Here is a 15007-nt window from a genome sequence, read left to right as displayed (position 1 = left end):
GAACCAGTTCCTGAGGGAGTTCCGCTTCACCAACGCCTACCTTCCTTACAGCGACGAGTATTGCTTGCGCAGACGCTGACGAATCAGCTCTGCGAGGGTGTTCATCACGAAGGTGAACATCAACAGCACCAACGCCGCGAGAAACAGCACCCGATAATGGCTGCCGCCCACTTCCGACTCCGGCATCTCCACCGCGACATTGGCCGCCAGCGTACGCATGCCTTCAAACAGGTTCATGTCCATGATCGGCGTGTTACCGGTCGCCATCAGCACAATCATGGTTTCCCCCACGGCCCGGCCCATGCCGATCATCAAGGCGGAAAAGATGCCGGGGCTGGCGGTCAGAATCACCACCCGCGTCAGGGTCTGCCACGGCGTCGCGCCCAGTGCCAGCGAACCCAGCGTCAGGCTGCGCGGCACGCTGAACACAGCGTCTTCGGCAATCGAATAAATGTTGGGGATCACCGCGAATCCCATGGCGATGCCGACTACCAGTGCATTGCGCTGATCGTAGGTGATACCCAGGTGGTCACGAATCCAGGTGCTCATGTCACCCGCGAAGAACCAGTTCTCCAGATGCGGGCTCATGCTCAGTGAAAACCAGCCCACCAATAGCACGACCGGAATCAGAATCGCGCCTTCCCAGCCATCGGGAATACGCAAGCGAAACGAATCAGGCAGGCGGGTCCAGAAAAAGCCCACCAGCAAAATGCCGATCGGCGTAAGCAGCAACAGGCTGAAGATGCCGGGCAAATGCCCTTCCAGATATGGGGCCAGAAACAATCCGGCAAAAAAGCCGAGAATCACCGTCGGCATCGCTTCCATCAATTCGATCACCGGCTTGACCTTGCGGCGCATGCCCGGGGCCATGAAGTAGGCGGTGTAGATCGCGGCAGCCACGGCCAGCGGCGCGGCCAGCAGCATGGCGTAGAACGCCGCTTTCAGCGTGCCGTAGGTCAACGGCGCCAGGCTCAGCTTGGGCTCGAAGTCGGAGTTGGACGCCGTGGACTGCCAGATGTACTTGGGTTCATCGTAATTCTCGTACCAGACCTTGCCCCACAGCGAACTCCAGGAGACTTCCGGGTGCGGGTTGTCCAGCGTCAGCGGCAGCAGCTTGCCAGCGCTTTCAATCAGAATCCGGTTGGCGCGTGGCGATAACGCCAGAATACCGGGCCCCTCGGCGACCTTGTCGATCAGCAGGGTGCGGTGCGCTGTGCTGTGGAATACGCCCAGCTTGCCGGAAGCATCCAGAGCGATGAACCCCTTGCGGCGCTGCTCGGCCTTGATCTGCGCGATCGGTGCGCTGCCCAGGCTGAAATCGCGGATGCGCATCAGGCGCTGCTCACCGTCAGTGTCCCGGGCCATGAACCACTGGGACATACTGCCTTTCGAGTTGCCGATGATCAGCGAAATGCCGCCGACCAGTTGAGCGCTCGCCGTGATCTCGGCGTTGCCGTCTTCCAGCAATTTATAGCGGCCATTGAGGCTGCGATCGCGCAGGCTGAACACATCCGCCTGCGCGCGCCCGTTGATGACATACAACCATTGCTGACGCGGGTCGATGTAGATCGCCTTGACCGCTGCGGACATCTGCGGCAACTCGACACGCGTCTGCTCGCGGGTCATCTCGCCGGTCATCATGTTTTCTTTCTGTTCGAGCGAGATGACATGCAACTGAGTGCCGGTAGACCCTGCCAGCTTCAGGCTGTCGCCATCGGCACTGACGGTGACATGCTCGACCGCACGCCCGGCCTCATCCAGTACCAGGGGCGCTTCGCCGTAAGGCCAGGCCACGCTCGGGGTGATGGTTTTCTGATCGTTCGGGTAGGTCGTCAGGTAGGAGTGCCTGAACACCAGCACCTGACCGTTGGACAAACCCAGGGCTATCAAGGGCGCGCCGGGCTGATCCTTGCCGATGGACGCAACGGACACGCCCGCAGGGAGCGGCAAGGCAATGCGCCGCAGCTCTGCGCCGTCCTCGCTGTTGAAAAAGACCACTTCGCCCTTGTCGGAAATGCGCATGCCGATCTGGTTCTGCTCTTCGATGGTAATCATCAGCGGAGCGCCGGCATCCTGCAGCCAGGCGGTATTCAGCGCAGGTTCGGCGGTCAGGCTGGCGCCTTTGAAGAGCGGCGCAACGACATAGGCCAGGTAGAAAAAGATCAGCGTAATGGCAGCCAGCACGGCAAGGCCGCCAATAGCGACGTACCAGTGAGTGAGCCGGTCGGTAAACGCACGGACACGACGCTTGCGCACCATCGCGGGCGTATTGAAATCAATACGCGCTGGAGGCGAGCTCTGGTCCATCGTCGATTTGAACAGCTCATTCATGCGCACACACCGTAGACGCCTTGTATGACAGAAACATTACAGCAAGGTGACGCAAGAAAGCCCGCTGCCTGCGAAACCGGCGGCGGACTGTTTAATTTGTATGCAGGCCAGTCCATTGAGCCCCGCTCCAACGCGTACGTGACTACTTTACCGCCACGCCGCCCGCGCCCTGCAGGCCAAGATCGGCCAGCGTCTTCTCGACGACACGGGCGGGCAGCGGGATGTAACCGTCCTTCATCACCACTTCCTGGCCCTGTCTCGACAGCACCAGTTTTACAAACTCGGCCTCCAGCGGCGCCAAGGGCTGGTTTGGCGCCTTGTTCACGTAGACATAAAGGAAGCGCGACAGTGGATAACTGCCGTTCAGGGTATTGGCTTCGCTGTCTTCGACAAACTCGCCCCCTTCCTTCTTCGCCAGCGGCACAGTTCTGACGTTGGATGTCTTGTAACCGATGCCCGAATAACCGATGCCGTTAAGCGAATTGCTGATCGCGCTGACCACCGAAGCAGAGCCGGGCTGCTCGTTGACGTTGGCCTTGAAGTCGCCTTTGCACAGCGCTTCTTCCTTGAAATAACCGTAGGTACCCGACACTGAGTTACGACCGAACAACTGGATCGGTTTCGCTGCCAGATCGCCGGTCACGCCGACATCACCCCAGGTTTTCGCATCTGCCCTGGCGCCGCACAGGCGGGTCGCGGAGAAGATCGCGTCCACTTGCTGCAGGGTCAGGCCCTTGATCGGGTTGTCCTTGTGCACAAAAACCGCCAAAGCATCCACCGCGACCGGGATGGCAGTGGGCTTGTAGCCATGCTTCTGCTCGAAAGCCGACAGCTCGCCGTCCTTCATCCTGCGGCTCATCGGGCCCAGATTGGCCGTGCCCTCGGTCAGCGCGGGTGGCGCCGTGGAGGAGCCGGCCGCTTGAATCTGGATGTTCACGCTCGGGTATTCTTTCTTGTAGGCCTCGGCCCACAGGGTCATCAGATTTGCCAGGGTATCGGAGCCGACACTGGAGAGATTGCCCGACACACCGGAGGTCCTGGTATAGGCCTGGATGGCAGGGTCGACCGCAGCCAGCGTATTGGCTGCCGTCACTCCGGCGGCAACCAATGTCAGTGCAGTCATCAAACGCTTGAGTGTCATCCTTGCGCTCCTGGCAGGGTGTGTAGGTGTCCACGAGCCTTTTTGGGCCAGTCTTATGACTACTCTATGAATTGATTATGACAATAAGATGAAAAGGCTATCGACCTGTGCAGGTAGATAGCCTTTTGCTGTAGCGGTGCCCGAGCGATTCAGCAGCGGCTGATGATCAGCGCTTTCGGCTCAGCAAAAACACACCGATGGCCATGCCCAGACCGCAGAGGATCGCGACATACCACGCCGGCCCCATCGGACTGCTCTTGAGCATGAAGGTCACGACCATCGGCGTCAGACCGCCGAAGATCGCGTACGCCAGGTTGTAGGAGAACGACAGCCCCGAGAAGCGCACCACAGGCGGGAATGCCTTGACCATGACGTAAGGAACCGCGCCGATCGTACCGACGAACAGACCCGTCACGGCATACAGCGGGAACAGCACTTCCGGATGGCTGCCGAGGATGTGATAGAACGTCCAGGAACTGACCAACAAACCTGCGCTGCCCAGCAGAAACACCCAGCCTGCGCCGAAACGATCCGCCAGCGCGCCCGCAGCGATGCAACCCACGCTCAGGAAGACAATCGCCAGGCTGTTGGCTTTCAGCGCGGTAGCGGCCGGAAAGCCATAGATGGTTTGCAGGATGGTCGGTGTCATCAGGATCACGACGATGATGCCGGCAGACAGCAACCAGGTCATCAGCATCGACAGCGCAACGGCGCCACGATGATCACGCAGTACCGCCTTGAGCGGCACCTCTTCGGCCAGTGCCTTGCGCAGTTGCAGCTCGGCAAACACCGGCGTTTCATGCAGCAGGCGACGCAGATACACCGACATCAGACCGAACACGCCACCCAGCAGGAAAGGGATACGCCATGCGTAATCCGATACCTCGACCGGGGTATAGATGCTGTTGATCGCCGTGGCGACCAGCGAGCCCAGCAGGATGCCCGCTGTCAGGCCCGCGGTCAGGGTGCCGCAGGCATACCCGACACGCCGTGCAGGCACATGCTCGGACACGAAGACCCAGGCGCCAGGCACTTCACCGCCGATGGCGGCACCTTGAATGACGCGCATCAACAGCAGCAGAATCGGCGCCCACATGCCGATCTGTGCGTAGGTCGGCAGCAGACCCATGATCAGGGTCGGCACCGCCATCATGAAAATGCTCAGCGTGAACATTTTCTTGCGCCCCAGCAGATCGCCGAAGTGCGCCATGATAATGCCGCCCAGGGGTCTCGCCAGATAACCGGCGGCGAAAATGCCGAACGTCTGCATCATGCGCAGCCAGTCGGGCATGTCCACCGGGAAAAACAGTTTGCCGACCACCGCCGCGAAAAACACGAAAATGATGAAGTCGTAGAACTCCAGCGCGCCACCCAGGGCCGACAGCGAAAGGGTTTTGTAATCGCTGCGAGTCAAAGGCCGCGCAGGCTGCGTGGAACTTGGAGGAACAGATGACATGACAAGGCTTCTCTTTACGTGTTCTTTGAAAAGGGGCGAGCGACAGCAACGCTGGCTGCTGCGGGGTGCCGTGCAGAAGCGATTGTCGGGAGCAACGGCGCAGATAGGCACCAAAATTGCGTGTACAGGCAGTCTTGTCACCTGTAGAGGTCCAGCAAGATAGCAAATTGCTACAAAAAACACATGGCAGAACTGCCACTGACACAAAATGAAGACCCACGGTCGTTCTATGACGCAACGCCCGATATACTCGCAAGTCGTCAACAGCCTTGGGAAGTTGTGCGAAAACGTCTGAATCAGCGGGTTTCGCAGAGTTTCCCTTTGGGCCACACCGGCGCTGAACACATAATGTTCATGCTCATGGTTTTGAATGGCACCTGTTAACCGCGGCATACAATAATGAGAGTCATGGGTCAGAGGCACCCTAGGCATGATCGAGCTCGAACAAGAAGATCCAACCCCGCAAGGCGACCTTGCACTGCAAATCACCGCCCTTCCCCGCGAAACCAATGGCTTTGGCGACATCTTTGGTGGCTGGCTGGTGTCCCAGATGGACCTGGCAGGCACAGCTATGGCCAGCAAAGTCGCGGGTGGCCGCGTGGCGACCGTCGCCATCGATCGCATGGCATTTCTGGTCCCGGTCGCGGTCGGCGAACAGCTTTCCTTCTATACCCGCACCCTGGAAGTCGGACGCACCTCGATCAAGATGATGGTCGAAGTGTGGAGCGACGACCCGCTCACCAGCGAATGGCGCAAGGTCACCGAGGCCGCGTTCGTATTCGTGGCCATAGATGCCAGCGGCCGGACGCGCTCGGTTCCCGCGCGACGGTAAATTGTCGCTCGGCTCCAGGTTGGCTGCCCGGTTAAACTCGCCCTGCATGAAGCGGTCTATTTTCGTCACGGTCATTGAGTGAGAACTTTGCATGCCAACATCCCCGGTTGAACCCACCGTTGAATCCATCCTTTACGATGAGCTGAACTGCTGGCGTATTTGCCACGGCGAAGCAGAGCTGCTGGTTGCGCAACAAGGCGCACACATCCTCAGCTATCAAGTGGCCGGGCAGCAGCCGCTGGTGTGGCTGAACGAAGAGGCCGTTTTCAAGCGCGGCAAACCCATTCGTGCAGGCATGCCGATCTGCTGGCCGTGGTTCGGCAATCTGGAGCGCAACCCGCAAAGCGTTCAGGCCATGCGCGACAGCAGCGAACCTGCCAAGGCACATGGCGAAGTGCGAGCGCTCGACTGGCAGTTGCTGGGTATCGGCGCAGATGGCGATGCACTGCTGGTGGAGTTCGTCCTTCCCGAGGCCGAAGGCCATTTGCCGGGCTGGCCGCACAATGTCGCCCTGAAATTGAGCATTCGTCTGGACCACGCACTGAATGTCAGTCTGGTCAGCTACAACTTTGGCACTGAGCCTGTGGTGATCAGCCAGGCGCTGCATACCTATTTCGCAGTCAGCGATGTACGTCAGGTCAGCGTCGAAGGGCTCGACGGCCTGCGTTACATCGAAACCCTGGCAAACTGGGAAGAACGCGAGCAGACCGGCGACCTGACCTTCACAGGCGAAACCGACCGCATCTACAAGGACACACCAGGCGTGCTCAGCGTCGTTGACCCGCAGTGGCAGCGACGCATCCACATCCGCAGCACGGGCTCGAACTCAGCCATCCTATGGAACCCGTGGATCGAGAAGACCGGCAAGTTCACCGACATGGCAGCGGACGGCTGGCAGCGCATGGTCTGCGTCGAAACCGCCAACGTGCTGGACGACGTGGTCACCCTGGCACCGGACCAGATGCATGTTCTGGGAGTGAGTATCTGGAGCGAGGCGCTCTGATCAGTAATTGATCAAGCCCATCAAAGGTCCGACTCAACCACCACGCGGACCTTTGACGCATCCATCGCATACGCAGCATCGGCAAGGTCGTTACTGACCTTCTCGATTTTCAGGGTGCCTTCTACCCACAGTGGTGTGTAGATATCATCCAGCTTCAGACCCTTGGGGTAACGCACCAGCACCAGCTGGTTAGGCGGCGGTGGTGGAACGTGAATGCAGGCGCCTGGATAAGGCACGATGAAGAACAGCGTGCTGCGGCCCTTGGCGTCGGTTTCGAGAGGCACAGGGTAGCCGCCAAGACGAATCGTCTTGCCGTTCATTGCCGGGACGGTTTTGGTCGAATACATGACTGCAGGCAAACCCTTGCTCTGCTTCAGTCCACCCTTGCTGTCGAACGTGCCCATGGCTTCCGGAGAATTGTGGTCAATCTCGGGCATGGCTTCGAGGGCTTTTTGATCGGACTTGGGCATCAGCTCAAGCCAGTCGGTTTCCGGCAACTGGGCGTATGCGGGACCGCAGAGCGCGGATAACAGCAGAAGAGTCATCAACAGGAAGCGACGCATGATAAAGCTCGGCAAAGGGGTGGAAAGTTGCCGAGCATTCTAGCCCTCTGCGCACTGTAAAACAGAGGGCTGACGCCTAAGCGTTATTTCTTTTTGATCATGCCGTAGATAACCAGCAGGATGATTGCACCTACCAGCGCGCCGAGGAAACCTGCACCCTCGCCTGCCTGATAGATACCCAGCGCCTGACCACCGTAAGTGGCTGCAAGCGAACCGGCGATACCCAGCACGATGGTCATGATCCAGCCCATGCTGTCGTCGCCCGGCTTCAGAAAGCGAGCCAACAGACCAACGATCAGGCCGATAAAGATGGTTCCAATGATACCCATGCCATTTCCCTCTGTATTAAGTGAATACGCCCGGGCTGACAGCAGCCCCGACCTACTGCTATCTGAGAACGACGAGAGGGAATGGTTCCGGCGCAATGGCCAGTTTGCTTCGGGGTGGAGAATTCTTCATGAATGACGGGGCTGAACCTACCTGAACGGAGGCCAGGCGTCTCGAACAGTGCTTCAACGCGACGCATCGGCACGACAGTTAGAAACGCTCGTTCCGCACGCTCTGCGTGGGAATGCAGTTCTCGACGCTCCGCGTCGCAAAAGGACGCGGCGTCTCTTGAAACTGCGTGCCAACGCGGAGCATCGGCACGCTAGCCGTGGGCCTGATCAGCCTTTGATCAGCGCTTCTACCAACTTCACCTGACGATCCAGTGTTGCGCGGTCAGCGCTGCGAACCGTGGCGTGTCCGACCTTGCGGCCAGCCTTGAACGCCTTGCCGTAGTGATGCAGGTGGCAGTCTTCGACAGCGATGACCTTGTCCACTGCGGGCACTTCACCGATGAAGTTGAGCATGGCGCTTTCACCGACCTTGGCTGTAGAGCCCAGCGGCAGACCGGCAACCGCCCGCAGGTGGTTTTCGAACTGGCTGCACTCGGCGCCTTCGGTGGTCCAGTGACCGGAGTTGTGGACGCGCGGCGCAATCTCGTTGGCTTTCAGGCCACCGTCGACCTCAAAGAATTCGAATGCCAGCACGCCCACGTAATCCAGCTGCTTCAGGACGCGGCCGGCGTAGTCTTCGGCCAGTGCCTGCAAAGGATGATCAGTGCTGGCGATGGACAGACGCAGGATGCCGCTGTCATGCGTGTTGTGCACCAGCGGGTAGAACCGGGTCTCGCCATCACGCGCGCGCACGGCAATCAACGACACTTCACCGCTGAACGGTACGAAGCCTTCCAGCAGGCACGGCACGCTGCCCAGCTCGGCGAATGTGTCGACCACATCGGCTGCCGAACGCAGGACCTTCTGGCCCTTGCCGTCATAACCCAGGGTGCGGGTTTTCAGCACGGCAGGCAGACCGATGCTGGCTACTGCAGCATCCAGGTCGGCCTGCGACTGGATATCGGCGAATGCCGGTGTCGGGATGCCCAGGTCCTTGAACATGCTCTTTTCGAACCAGCGGTCACGCGCAATGCGCAATGCTTCGGCGCTCGGATAGACCGGTACGAACTGTGACAGAAACGCCACGGTCTCGGCCGGAACGCTTTCAAACTCGAAGGTCACCAGATCGACTTCATCCGCCAACTGACGCAGATGATCCAGATCGCCGTAATCGGCACGCAGATGCTCGCCAAGTGCCGCAGCACAGGCGTCCGGCGCAGGATCGAGAAAGGCGAAGTTCATGCCCAGCGGCGTACCTGCCAATGCCAACATGCGGCCCAGCTGGCCGCCACCGATTACACCGATCTTCATGGAAAAACCTCAGGCGTGGCGTGGGTCTGGATTGTCCAGGACGCTGTCTGTCTGTTCAGTGCGAAATTTCTTCAGCGCTGCGTGGAATTGCGGGTGCTTTGCGCCGAGGATGCTCGCTGAAAGCAGCGCTGCGTTGATTGCACCCGCCTTGCCGATCGCCAGGGTCGCGACCGGGATACCGGCCGGCATCTGCACGATCGACAACAGCGAGTCGACACCCGAGAGCATTGAAGACTGCACCGGAACGCCCAACACAGGCAGGTGGGTCTTGGCAGCGCACATGCCCGGCAAGTGAGCGGCACCACCAGCACCGGCGATGATCACTTCAATGCCACGGCCTTCCGCTTCGTCGGCGTACTGGAACAGCAGATCCGGTGTGCGGTGCGCTGACACCACCTTGACTTCAAAAGGGATGCCGAGCTTTTCCAGCATATCGGCGGTGTGGCTAAGGGTGGACCAATCGGACTTGGAGCCCATGATCACGCCAACCAGTGCGCTCATCGTCGTGCCTCTCATCGGGCGCCCGCAGGCGCGTCTGAAAACAACAAGCCACGCGGGGGAACCGGCGTGGCTTGTTGTACGAATAATGACCGGTTTAACCGGCCAAAGGCCGCGCAGTATACCGCAAAGCGCCAGGATGACAGCCCCCATACGCTCAACCGTCCAGGTTTTTATAGCGGGAGGCAGCACGGAAAAATCCGGCAGAGAATCGGCACTTGTACTGCACACTAATCAAACAAGGGCTACTGCGATAGATGTTGATCCTGATTTCCTGTCAACGCCAGTTGCTATTAGATCTCCGGCACCGGACTACACACGGCCCGGCCACAATCCACCTACTCAAGGATGAGTGCGATGATCAAGAAATATACAAGCTGTCTGCTGCTATGTGCGCTGGCGCTGAGCCATGCGGCATGGGCCAACAATAGCGCCTCCAGGCAACCGTTGACCCTGTACCTGGTTCTCCACAACGACACGTCACATCACGGCACCCAGGAACTACGCCAAGACTACTTCGCCTGGCTCATAAAAGATCTGCAAAGCTTCACGGGTCGTTATGTGCGATTGGCGTTCATTCGCGACGTCCCGGGCCTTACTGACTTCGCTTATCAGAGCGACGATGTAGACGAAACCTATTACGCCTGGAAAAACAGGATGGATCGGTATGTCATCGACCAAGGCCTGGAGCGCAACGCGACCACCAAGTACCTGCTGTTGACTCAGAACAGGATCAACTCAAAGACTCTGGGCGCCAGTACCGACAAAAGCTACACAGGCATAGCCTCACTGGAAACGTTCGCAATCACCGCGCACGAGCTGGGCCATATGCTCGGCGGCACTCATGAGGCCGCAGAGGTTATCTATAAGGGGGATGGTGGTGTCAGACGAATATCATCGAAAGCCACGAAAAAATACGCTCCAATTGCTATGCCTACAGCGACGCCAACAAGCAAATCATTGCTGATCATCTGAACAGATTTCCCTGAGCAGACCAGGGTCGCTCTCCGGCATCGCCAGGAGCGGCGCTTGTCACCGGGAATCTGGCGCCGCCGCACCTTCAAGCTTGCGCCACAACAGGCGCACGTTGGCCTTGCGCACCAGTGCGCAGCGGTACAGGCGGATCTCCAGCGGCACATGCCACTGCGGTCCGCCACACACCACCAGTTCACCACGCGCCAGCTCGGCGCGCACACTCAGTTGCGGCACCCAGGCAATCCCCAACCCTTCCAGCGCCATGCTTTTCAAGCTGTCGGCCATGGCCGTCTCGTAAACCGTCGTGAAGCGCAGATTGCGCTGACGCAACAAGAGGTTCACCGACCGCCCGAGAAAGGCCCCGGCGCTATAGGCAAGCAGCGGCACACTGCCCTCGCCTTCCATATCGAATAACGGCCGCCCCTCGGCATCGGCGGCACAGACCGGCAACATCTCGGTGTGGCCCAAATGCAGCGAGGGAAAGATTTCGGCGTCCATCTGCAGCGCGGCATCGGGATCGTAGAACGCCAGCATCAGATCACAGCCACCTTCGCGCAACGCATGCACTGCGTCGCCGACGTTGGTTGCCACCAGCCGGGTGGCAATGTTCAGCCCTTCGTTGCGCAATTGGGCGATCCAGCGCGGAAAGAACCCCAGTGCCAGAGAGTGCGCCGCAGCCACCTGCATGACCTCGCCCTGCCCGCCTTCCAGGTGATGCAGATGACGCACGACTTCGCCCAGTTGCTCGACCACGGTACGGGCCGTGACCAGAAACAATTGTCCGGCAGCGGTCAACTCGATGGGTGTACGCGAGCGATTGACCAGTGTCAGCCCCAATGCCGACTCAAGACTGCGAATACGCCGGCTGAATGCCGGCTGAGTCACGAAGCGACGCTCGGCGGCCTGAGAAAAGCTGCGAGTGGCCGCCAGGGCGCTGAAATCCTCCAGCCATTTGCTTTCCAGATTCATCAGGTCCTCCCGGACAATGGATGACGGCTTCGACAGGCAATTGCGCGTGCCCTGCGGCACCAGTTTGCAGCGTCCTGGTGGGACGCCCGGCGAAGCGAGGCGGATACATACCCTGACGGCGCAGCAAATGTGACCGAAGAAGCGCACCGGTGCGACATTTTGCCCCCTTTACGCACTGAACGGAATCCAGGTCACGCGCTGATTATGCCGTTATTGCATAGGCCAGCGTTTAACAGCATTGGTCAATCGAAGACGGCAAGCCCACTATTCGTGGCGTTCCGGCATTGTCCGTGCCTTTTTGAGACTTTTTTTATCATGTCCTCGCCTGCATCATCGCGCATCGAAAAAGACCTGCTTGGTGTTCTCGAAGTACCTGCCAACGCTTATTACGGCATCCAGACCCTGCGAGCGGTGAACAACTTTCACCTCTCCGGCGTGCCGCTTTCGCACTACCCGAAACTGGTAGTCGCGCTGGCCATGGTCAAGCAGGCGGCAGCAGATGCAAACCATCAGCTCGGACACCTCAATGACGCCAAGCATGCGGCGATCAGCGAGGCCTGCGCCCGCCTGATCCGCGGCGACTTCCATGATCAGTTCGTGGTCGACATGATTCAGGGCGGCGCCGGCACGTCCACCAACATGAATGCCAACGAAGTCATCGCCAACATCGCTCTGGAAACCATGGGTTTCGAGAAAGGCGAATACAAACACCTGCACCCCAACAACGATGTCAACATGGCGCAGTCGACCAACGACGCCTACCCCACCGCGATCCGTCTGGGTCTTCTGCTGGGTCACGACGCCCTGCTCGCCAGCCTGTCCAGCCTGATTCAGTCCTTCGCCGCCAAGGGCGAAGAATTCAACCATGTGCTGAAGATGGGCCGCACCCAGTTGCAGGACGCCGTTCCAATGACCCTGGGTCAGGAGTTCCGCGCCTTTGCCACCACCCTGACCGAAGACCTCAACCGCCTGCGCAGCCTGGCACCCGAGCTGTTGACCGAAGTGAACCTGGGCGGAACCGCCATCGGTACCGGCATCAACGCCGACCCCGGCTATCAGAAGCTGGCGGTCGATCGTCTGGCGCTCATCAGCGGTCAGCCTCTGGTGCCTGCTGCCGATCTGATCGAAGCGACCTCCGACATGGGCGCCTTCGTGCTGTTCTCGGGCATGCTCAAGCGTACCGCGGTCAAGCTGTCGAAAATCTGCAACGACCTGCGCCTGCTGTCCAGCGGCCCGCGCACCGGCATCAACGAAATCAATCTGCCGGCACGCCAGCCAGGCAGCTCGATCATGCCCGGCAAGGTCAACCCGGTGATCCCGGAAGCGGTCAATCAGGTTGCTTTCGAAATCATCGGCAACGACCTGTCGCTGACCATGGCTGCCGAAGGCGGACAACTGCAGCTCAACGTGATGGAGCCGCTGATCGCCTACAAGATCTTCGACTCGATCCGTCTGCTGCAGCGCGCCATGGACATGCTGCGCGAGCACTGCATCGTCGGCATCACCGCCAACGAACAGCGCTGCCGCGAGCTGGTCGAGCATTCGATCGGTCTGGTCACCGCCCTGAACCCCTACATCGGTTACGAAAACTCCACCCGTATCGCCCGCATCGCGCTGGAAACCGGCCGCGGCGTGCTGGAACTGGTGCGTGAAGAAGGTCTGCTCGACGACGCCATGCTCGACGACATCCTGCGCCCGGAAAACATGATCGCTCCGCGTCTGGCCCCCTTGAAGGCCTGACAGGGAATGACCTGCGCAACCTGCTCACCAGATTGAGGGCCTAGACACCCCTCAATTTTTTGAGGGTCTGGGAGTGATTCTCCAGACCCTTTTTTTTGCCCGCAGCAAAGGGCTCCGACACTGGACCCAGAGCCTTCGGCACACCACTTTTGCGGAGCCATCCGTGGAAGTATTCATTCATCGTCGCGAATGAAGAATCAGCCGTACAAGAAAGCGACTACAGACGTAAAAACTTTGCACCGGTATAGTGCGCCCCCTCAAAAGTAGCGAGGAATAACAAAAATGCTGGAAATGATTAACGACTTTCTCTCCGGTAAAGTACTGATCGTACTTATCGTAGGCCTGGGTAGTTACTTCACGATCCGCTCGCGTTTCGTTCAGTTTCGACACTTTTTCCACATGTTCTCGGTTTTTCGCGACAGTCTGCGCAGCAGCGCGGGCCAGTTGAGTTCGTTTCAGGCCCTGATGCTCAGCCTTGCGGGCCGCGTCGGTGCCGGTAACATCGCAGGCGTCGGCATTGCCGTGACGCTCGGCGGTCCGGGTGCCGTGTTCTGGATGTGGGTGACCGCACTGGTCGGCATGGCCAGCAGCTTCATCGAGTGCTCCCTCGCTCAGCTCTACAAGCGCAAGGATTCCGAAGGCCAGTTCCGTGGCGGTCCGGCTTTCTACATCCAGCATGGTCTGGGTAAACGCTGGCTGGGCATGGTCATGGCCGTACTGCTGCTGGTGACCTTCGGTTTTGCCTTCAACGGCCTGCAATCGCACGCTGTGACCGACTCGCTGAAAAGCGCGTTCAACGTCGACACCCGAACCACCGGCATCTGTCTGGTCGTACTGCTGGGCCTGGCCTTCATTGGTGGCATCAAGCGTATCGCGGCTATTTCCGACCTGCTGGTTCCGGTCAAGACCCTGATCTACATCGCGGTCACCATCTACGTCATCGTCCTGCAGATCGACCACGTTCCCGGCATGCTGATGACCATCGTCAGAAGCGCCTTCGGCCTTGATCCGGTATTCGGCGGCCTGATCGGCAGCGCGATCGTGATGGGCGTCAAACGTGGCGTCTTCGCCAACGAAGCCGGTCTGGGCAGTGCGCCCAACGTGGCTGCCGTGGCACACGTCGAGCACCCGGTAGCGCAGGGCGTGGTTCAGGCGTTCAGCGTGTTCCTCGACACCTTCGTGATCTGCACCTGCACCGCCTTGCTGATTCTTCTGTCCGGTATCTACGACATCGGCTACGACGGCAACGGTATCGTTCTGGCACAGAACTCGCTGGCAGCCGTAGTCGGTGACTGGGGCAGAATCTTCATCAGCGTGGCGTTGGCACTGTTCGTCTTCACCTCGATTCTCTACAACTACTACCTGGGCGAAAACAGCCTGCGGTTCCTGTTTGGCGAGAAGATCCAGACCATCATCATCTACCGTATCGCGGTGCTGGTATTGATCATGTGGGGTGCCGTCGTCGACCTGAAAGATGTACTGGCGTTCGCCGACATCACCATGACCATGCTGGCGTTCGTCAACCTGATCGCGCTCGCAATGCTGTTCAAAGTCGTCAAGCGCATTTTGAACGACTACGATGCGCAACGCCGGGCAGGGGTCAAGACGCCGGTGTTCGATTCCAGCCAGTTCCCTGATCTGGACCTGGACCGCAACGCATGGCCGGCCAATCCGACGCGTCAGTCGACACAGGATGCCGAAGCGGCAGCCAAGCCTGTACCCGAAGCACGATAACCACCGCGACACTACGC

Annotated in this window: 13 protein-coding genes; 5 read left to right on the top strand and 8 right to left on the bottom strand. The window is 59.4% G+C overall.

All coding sequences use genetic code 11. The annotated features are described in order from the left end of the window. Positions 1-45: 45 nt before the first annotated feature. The 3 genes from LCH65_RS17005 to LCH65_RS16995 all read right to left on the bottom strand — a co-directional run bounded on the left by LCH65_RS17005 (position 46) and on the right by LCH65_RS16995 (position 4928). Positions 46-2331 (bottom strand): ABC transporter permease subunit, encoded by a 2286-nt coding sequence (locus LCH65_RS17005; RefSeq protein WP_054082249.1) that lies wholly within the window; start codon positions 2329-2331, stop codon positions 46-48. A 142-nt stretch (positions 2332-2473) separates the two neighbouring features. Further along, a complete protein-coding gene (locus LCH65_RS17000) occupies positions 2474-3472 on the bottom strand; it encodes a phosphate ABC transporter substrate-binding protein PstS (RefSeq protein ID WP_161429416.1) in 999 nt (332 codons plus the stop codon). A gap of 166 nt (positions 3473-3638) precedes the next feature. Next, positions 3639-4928 carry an MFS transporter gene (locus LCH65_RS16995; RefSeq protein WP_003432834.1) on the bottom strand — a complete coding sequence of 430 codons (1290 nt, stop codon included), beginning with the start codon at positions 4926-4928 and terminating at the stop codon, positions 3639-3641. Positions 4929-5358: 430 nt separating this feature from the next. Between LCH65_RS16995 and LCH65_RS16990 the strand changes: the two genes are divergently transcribed. Together LCH65_RS16990 and LCH65_RS16985 are read left to right on the top strand one after the other, a co-directional pair. After that, complete coding sequence (locus LCH65_RS16990; RefSeq protein WP_003316086.1) at positions 5359-5760, top strand: acyl-CoA thioesterase; 402 nt, start codon at positions 5359-5361, stop codon at positions 5758-5760. A gap of 91 nt (positions 5761-5851) precedes the next feature. Next, positions 5852-6763, top strand: coding sequence for a D-hexose-6-phosphate mutarotase (locus tag LCH65_RS16985; RefSeq protein WP_226439651.1), 912 nt, complete (start codon positions 5852-5854; stop codon positions 6761-6763). Positions 6764-6783: 20 nt separating this feature from the next. On the opposite strand, the gene LCH65_RS16980 is transcribed toward LCH65_RS16985, so the two are convergent. From LCH65_RS16980 to purE, 4 genes are all read right to left on the bottom strand, one after another. Beyond that, entirely contained in the window at positions 6784-7326 is a 543-nt protein-coding gene (locus LCH65_RS16980) for a DUF3299 domain-containing protein (RefSeq protein ID WP_003367971.1), read from the bottom strand. Positions 7327-7409: 83 nt separating this feature from the next. Next, positions 7410-7655: a GlsB/YeaQ/YmgE family stress response membrane protein gene (locus tag LCH65_RS16975; RefSeq protein WP_002555896.1), complete on the bottom strand. Its 246-nt coding sequence runs from the start codon at positions 7653-7655 to the stop codon at positions 7410-7412. A gap of 336 nt (positions 7656-7991) precedes the next feature. Continuing rightward, positions 7992-9074: a 5-(carboxyamino)imidazole ribonucleotide synthase gene (locus tag LCH65_RS16970; protein ID WP_003349746.1), complete on the bottom strand. Its 1083-nt coding sequence runs from the start codon at positions 9072-9074 to the stop codon at positions 7992-7994. Between the two features lie 9 nt (positions 9075-9083). Next, positions 9084-9575, bottom strand: a complete 492-nt coding sequence (gene purE, locus LCH65_RS16965) for a 5-(carboxyamino)imidazole ribonucleotide mutase (protein WP_003340324.1) — start codon at positions 9573-9575, stop codon at positions 9084-9086. Positions 9576-9929: 354 nt separating this feature from the next. Between purE and LCH65_RS16960 the strand changes: the two genes are divergently transcribed. After that, positions 9930-10547 carry a hypothetical protein gene (locus LCH65_RS16960; protein ID WP_226439650.1) on the top strand — a complete coding sequence of 206 codons (618 nt, stop codon included), beginning with the start codon at positions 9930-9932 and terminating at the stop codon, positions 10545-10547. Positions 10548-10604: 57 nt separating this feature from the next. Here the strand turns inward: LCH65_RS16960 and LCH65_RS16955 are convergent, their stop codons facing one another. Next, positions 10605-11516, bottom strand: a complete 912-nt coding sequence (locus LCH65_RS16955; RefSeq protein ID WP_003367967.1) for a LysR substrate-binding domain-containing protein — start codon at positions 11514-11516, stop codon at positions 10605-10607. Between the two features lie 315 nt (positions 11517-11831). Here LCH65_RS16955 and aspA point away from each other — a divergent pair, with 315 nt between their 5' ends. Then, positions 11832-13256 carry an aspartate ammonia-lyase gene (aspA, locus tag LCH65_RS16950; protein WP_003367966.1) on the top strand — a complete coding sequence of 475 codons (1425 nt, stop codon included), beginning with the start codon at positions 11832-11834 and terminating at the stop codon, positions 13254-13256. A gap of 282 nt (positions 13257-13538) precedes the next feature. Continuing rightward, a complete protein-coding gene (locus LCH65_RS16945) occupies positions 13539-14990 on the top strand; it encodes an alanine/glycine:cation symporter family protein (RefSeq protein ID WP_054082252.1) in 1452 nt (483 codons plus the stop codon). Positions 14991-15007 lie beyond the last annotated feature (17 nt).

The organism is Pseudomonas sp. MWU16-30316 (assembly GCF_020515645.1).
GTDB lineage: Bacteria > Pseudomonadota > Gammaproteobacteria > Pseudomonadales > Pseudomonadaceae > Aquipseudomonas > Aquipseudomonas cerasi.
This window is presented reverse-complemented; position numbering and strand designations above follow the sequence as displayed.

What these genes read in the sequence shown, in the direction of transcription:
- LCH65_RS16990 (WP_003316086.1), top strand. Translation starts at nt 5,359, where the DNA reads ATGATCGAGCTCGAACAAGAAGATCCAACCCCGCAAGGCGACCTTGCA.
- LCH65_RS17000 (WP_161429416.1), bottom strand. Translation starts at nt 3,472, where the DNA reads ATGACACTCAAGCGTTTGATGACTGCACTGACATTGGTTGCCGCCGGA.
- LCH65_RS16995 (WP_003432834.1), bottom strand. Translation starts at nt 4,928, where the DNA reads ATGTCATCTGTTCCTCCAAGTTCCACGCAGCCTGCGCGGCCTTTGACT.
- aspA (WP_003367966.1), top strand. Translation starts at nt 11,832, where the DNA reads ATGTCCTCGCCTGCATCATCGCGCATCGAAAAAGACCTGCTTGGTGTT.
- LCH65_RS16985 (WP_226439651.1), top strand. Translation starts at nt 5,852, where the DNA reads ATGCCAACATCCCCGGTTGAACCCACCGTTGAATCCATCCTTTACGAT.
- LCH65_RS17005 (WP_054082249.1), bottom strand. Translation starts at nt 2,331, where the DNA reads ATGAATGAGCTGTTCAAATCGACGATGGACCAGAGCTCGCCTCCAGCG.
- LCH65_RS16970 (WP_003349746.1), bottom strand. Translation starts at nt 9,074, where the DNA reads ATGAAGATCGGTGTAATCGGTGGCGGCCAGCTGGGCCGCATGTTGGCA.
- LCH65_RS16945 (WP_054082252.1), top strand. Translation starts at nt 13,539, where the DNA reads ATGCTGGAAATGATTAACGACTTTCTCTCCGGTAAAGTACTGATCGTA.
- LCH65_RS16955 (WP_003367967.1), bottom strand. Translation starts at nt 11,516, where the DNA reads ATGAATCTGGAAAGCAAATGGCTGGAGGATTTCAGCGCCCTGGCGGCC.
- purE (WP_003340324.1), bottom strand. Translation starts at nt 9,575, where the DNA reads ATGAGCGCACTGGTTGGCGTGATCATGGGCTCCAAGTCCGATTGGTCC.
- LCH65_RS16960 (WP_226439650.1), top strand. Translation starts at nt 9,930, where the DNA reads ATGATCAAGAAATATACAAGCTGTCTGCTGCTATGTGCGCTGGCGCTG.
- LCH65_RS16980 (WP_003367971.1), bottom strand. Translation starts at nt 7,326, where the DNA reads ATGCGTCGCTTCCTGTTGATGACTCTTCTGCTGTTATCCGCGCTCTGC.
- LCH65_RS16975 (WP_002555896.1), bottom strand. Translation starts at nt 7,655, where the DNA reads ATGGGTATCATTGGAACCATCTTTATCGGCCTGATCGTTGGTCTGTTG.